The sequence below is a fragment of the Mesorhizobium sp. M2A.F.Ca.ET.067.02.1.1 genome (genome assembly GCF_004023285.1).
GTDB lineage: Bacteria > Pseudomonadota > Alphaproteobacteria > Rhizobiales > Rhizobiaceae > Mesorhizobium.
On record NZ_RZSB01000668.1, the window covers coordinates 1 to 3,336 of the forward strand.

At 64.7% G+C, this 3,336-nt stretch carries 1 protein-coding gene; it reads left to right on the forward strand.

Annotated features, from left to right (window positions below; translation table 11 throughout):
* Window positions 1-212: 212 nt before the first annotated feature.
* A partial coding sequence (locus EOA28_RS29665) for a cytochrome P450 (protein ID WP_148670929.1) occupies window positions 213-3,336 on the forward strand: 3,124 nt, incomplete at its 3' end.

The window sequence follows — 3,336 nt, forward strand, 5'->3', positions numbered from 1 at the left end:
TTTCCGAGCAGAGGATACGCTGGATACCGTTCGTTGACCCGGCCAAGAACAATTTCCTGATCGCCAATTTCGATCGGGCCAAGTCAGCCGCATGATTGCCGGGCCGACAACAGATGACTGTGAACGAATTCACATACGCCGGACCGATGCAAACCTAGGCCAGATGGTGCCGGCATCGCATTGACGTGGACAGCCGGGGGGCTTGAACGCGCATGATCACATTGAAGTACTTCTCCGCGGTCCGGGCCGCCCAGAAGAGCCAGCGTCCCGTCGCCGAAATGCCGCCGTTCGACATCTATCGACTGCGTTCCAAGGGCGGCATTGCCGCGCGCATCGCCGGCTTTCTTCTCGGCGATCCGCGCTGGCTGCTGGCGCTGCTGCGCCGCTTCTGGCCGAATCCCGGCTTCGGCAATTTCCTGCTCGTCACCAAGGGCGCGGATGTGCGCGACATATTGGAGCGCGGCGACGAGTTCGAGACGCCTTACGGGCCGGAAATGGCCGAGTTGGCCCGGGGCTCGAATTTCATTCTCGGCATGCAGGACGGCGCCGCATACCGGCAGATGAAATCGGCCGTGCTGAGCGCGTTCCCGCCGGCGGAGGTCGAAGCAACCGTCAGGCCGATCGCCGAGCGCCATTCGCGCGAGATCATGACCCGCGCCAGCCCCGGCTTCGATGCCATTGCAGGCTTGATGAAGATCGTTCCGGTGCGCATCTGCCGCGATTATTTCGGCCTTCAGATCGATGATGAGACCGAATTCGCCGACTGGTCGATCGCGCTCAGCGCGCTGTTCTTTTCCGATCCGACGGCAAATCCCACCACGCGCCAGCTTGCCGTGGTCGGGGGAGATCGCCTGATCAAAATTATCGACCGCTCGATCGCCGCGGTCCGGGAAAAGGCGAACAAGGATGACAGGCCGCTGGCTCGCTTGGTCGCGCTGATGGACCAGGGACGCCTGTCGCTGCCCGACATTCATTCCATCATGCTCGGCATGGTCGCCGGCTTCGTGCCGACCAATGTGCTTGCCGGCAGCAATTGCCTGGATGTGATCCTGTCGCGAACCGATGCACGGCAGGCCGTGGATGAGGCCCTCGGCGCCGGCGATACCGGCAAGCTCGACCGGGCGATCATGGAAGCCATGCGCTTCAAGCCGATCTGGATCGGACCCTGGCGCTACACCAGGCGTGACGCGGTCATCGGCAAGGGTACCCGCCGGGAGCGCGTGGTCAAAGCCGGAACGGTCGTCATGCCGGCGACGCTCTCGGCGATGTTCGATCCGGAGATCGTGCAGCGGCCGAACGCGTTCGACACCTCGCGCCCGCATCGCGACTACATGGTTTTCGGTTACGGCATCCATCTGTGCATCGGCGCGGAAATCGCCCGCATTCAGATCGGGGAATGCATCCGCGCCCTGTTCAGCAAGCCGAAGCTGACCCGCGCGCGGGGCAGGGCTGGCAAGATGGTCAGTGTCGGCGCCTACCCGGCGAGCCTCAAGGTCGATTTCGAGCGCTCGCCGCTTTGCCGCACCGCCGAGCAGTCGATGGTGACCGTGGTCTGCCCGATCACCCGACCGATGCCGCTCGATGCGGTGCGCGACAACGTCGCGGATCTCGGCAATCCGGCGATCGGCGAAATCAGCGCCGCGCTCGACAAGGTTGGCACCATTCATTTCACCAGCCTGGCCGTCGCTCCCACCGGCAAGGACGAAAAATCGGGGGCCGAGACCGGCGCGCTGGTGTTGGAAATCTCGGGCGACGGCAGCACCGACGATGTCATTGCCGCCATAGCGCAAGCGATCGGTCACCGGCTGAGGCCGATTTTCAGGGATGTCTGCGGCCTCCCGGACGGCGGTTCGCTGGAAGACTTCCTGAAGAGGAAGCACATCGAGATATCGCCGTCTTTCGGCAGCGCCGCCGGGCTGGTTTTCTCCGGCACGCCGGGACATTCCGTGCGGCGGATCCTGGCCGAGGCCAAGCTCGCCGACAGCGTGCGTGAGATCGTCGAAAAGCCGCGCGCGGGCACCGGCAATGCGATGGATGTGCTTGCCGAGGCGCGTCGCCATGTCCAGTGCCTCGGGCAATTCGGCTGGGCATTCGAGCCCGCCGAAAGCCTGCTGGAAAGACCGCCCGGCCACTGGTCGCGCGCGCTGACGACGACGCTGCTGACGCCTGCTATGTTCGCCACCGTCGCGATCGTCATTCTGGCCTTCTGGCGCATGACTTATGTGCTCGTGTTCGGAAACCCGCATGGGGTCACCTTCACCAACATCGCGATTGCGGGAACCTCGCTTCTGCTTTCAGTCCTCGGTCTGCTGGCCATTCTCGCCCTGTTCGTCGGGTTTTGCTTCCTGGCGTTGCGGCGGCTCGAGGACAAGGACCAGCCGGCGAGCACGCCGGTCGAGATCGGAGCGCTCGAAAAGATCCTCGCCCATGAGGACCACACCGCGCAGAACAATCTGACGGCGATCTCGACGATGAAGGTGGGCATCTTGCGGCGGCTGGCGCTGCGGCTCTCCTTCTACCTGATCTCGATATCGGCGCAGAAGGTGTTCAGGCCAGGCTTCCTCGCCACCATCAACACCATTCATTTCGCCCGCTGGGTGCTGTTGCCCGGCACCAACAGGCTGATGTTCTTCTCCAATTACGGAGGCAGTTGGGAAAGCTATCTCGAGGACTTCATCGCCAAGGCCTCGGCCGGCTTGACCGGTGTGTGGAGCAACACTGACGGCTATCCGCGCACGCGCTGGCTGTTCCTGGACGGCGCGCGCGACGGCGATCGCTTCAAGCGCTGGGCGCGGCGCCAGCAGGTGCCGACGCTGTTCTGGTACACCGCCTATCCGCGCCTCAACACCACGCGTATCCGCATCAACTCCAGGATCAGGCGCGGCATCGCCTCGGCTACCGGCAACGAGGCGCGCGACTGGCTGAGCCTTTTCGGTTCCCTGCCGCGACCGCAAGCGCGGCCTGCGGACGCGACCAGCTTGCCAGAGCCTCCGTCCTCGCCCCTCGAAGCGCTGGAATCCGGCGAAATCCAGTCGATCTTCTTCGGGCCGTTCGGCGCGCTCGGCGACGCGCATATGCTTGCGATCCAGGTGCCGGACGGCCTGCCGGCGGCGAAGCGCAAGGCGTGGCTCGACTTCGTCATCGGCAAAACCAGCTTCGGCGACGGGGTGCCCGCGGGCCGCGCTATGACGGTGGCGTTCGGCCCCAACGGACTGCGCCGGCTTGGGCTTGAAGGCGGCGTCGACGACGAACCGCTGGACACGTTCCCGGTCGCCTTCCGGCAAGGCATGGGCACGCCCGAGCGCAGCCGCATCCTTAACGACACCGGCCCCGACG